At 54.1% G+C, this 935-nt stretch carries 2 protein-coding genes; both read right to left on the bottom strand.

Annotated features, from left to right (window positions below):
- The coding region (gene cydB / locus KQJ18_RS24155; RefSeq protein ID WP_216422979.1) for a cytochrome d ubiquinol oxidase subunit II at positions 1-793 on the bottom strand (793 nt) is incomplete at its 3' end.
- Positions 794-808: 15 nt separating this feature from the next.
- Positions 809-935 (bottom strand): hypothetical protein (locus tag KQJ18_RS24800; RefSeq protein ID WP_253297566.1); only part of this gene is annotated, 127 nt, incomplete at its 5' end.

The following is a 935-nucleotide window of genomic DNA, read 5'->3' as shown; positions in this document are numbered from 1 at the left end:
GAATAGGTGCATTATTAAAGTTCACCATCCATGCGCCAGCAACACGCGCCACTTCTTTGGTCAGCGGGTTAGAGGCGGCATGATGATCCACTGCAGAGGTCACAACATAACCGTCAATACCGTAAATCACCCACACGCCGGCCAGCGCGAAGCAGACCAGAGTCACCAGCGCCGCTACCTGCGCGGTGGTACGCGTACGCAGGTGCAGTTCACCAACCGTACGCATCTGCAGGTAGGTCGCGCCCTGGGTGATGATCATACCAACGCTCACGATACCTGCCAGCAGACCAAACGGATTCAGCAACTGGAAGAAGTTACCGGTGTAGTACAGACGCAGGTACTCATCGATATGGAACGGTACGCCCTGCAACAGGTTACCGAACGCCACGCCAATTACCAGCGGCGGAACAAAGCTACCAATGAAAATGCCCCAGTCCCACATGTTACGCCAACGAGTGTCTTCAATCTTGGAACGGTAATCAAAACCGACCGGACGGAAGAATAAAGACGCCAGTACCAGAACCATCGCCACATAGAAACCAGAGAACGCAGCGGCATACACCATCGGCCAGGCAGCGAACAGAGCGCCACCCGCGGTGATGAGCCAAACCTGGTTACCGTCCCAGTGCGGGGCGATGGAGTTAATCATAATTCGACGCTCGGTATCATTACGACCGAGGAAACGGGTGAGCATGCCCACCCCCATGTCGAAGCCATCAGTGACCGCAAAACCAATCAGCAGAATGCCGACCAACAGCCACCAGACAAAACGCAATACTTCATAATCGATCATTTGACGACTCCTGTCTTAGCGTGCCGGCTGAGAAGTCACATTGGACTGCTCAAAGTGATAGCGACCGGTTTTCAGGCTGCTCGGGCCGAGGCGTGCAAACTTGAACATTAAGAACAATTCTGCCACCAGGAACAGGGTATAC

Source organism: Citrobacter sp. S55_ASV_140 (assembly GCF_018919505.1).
Classification (GTDB): domain Bacteria; phylum Pseudomonadota; class Gammaproteobacteria; order Enterobacterales; family Enterobacteriaceae; genus Citrobacter; species Citrobacter werkmanii.
This window is presented reverse-complemented; position numbering and strand designations above follow the sequence as displayed.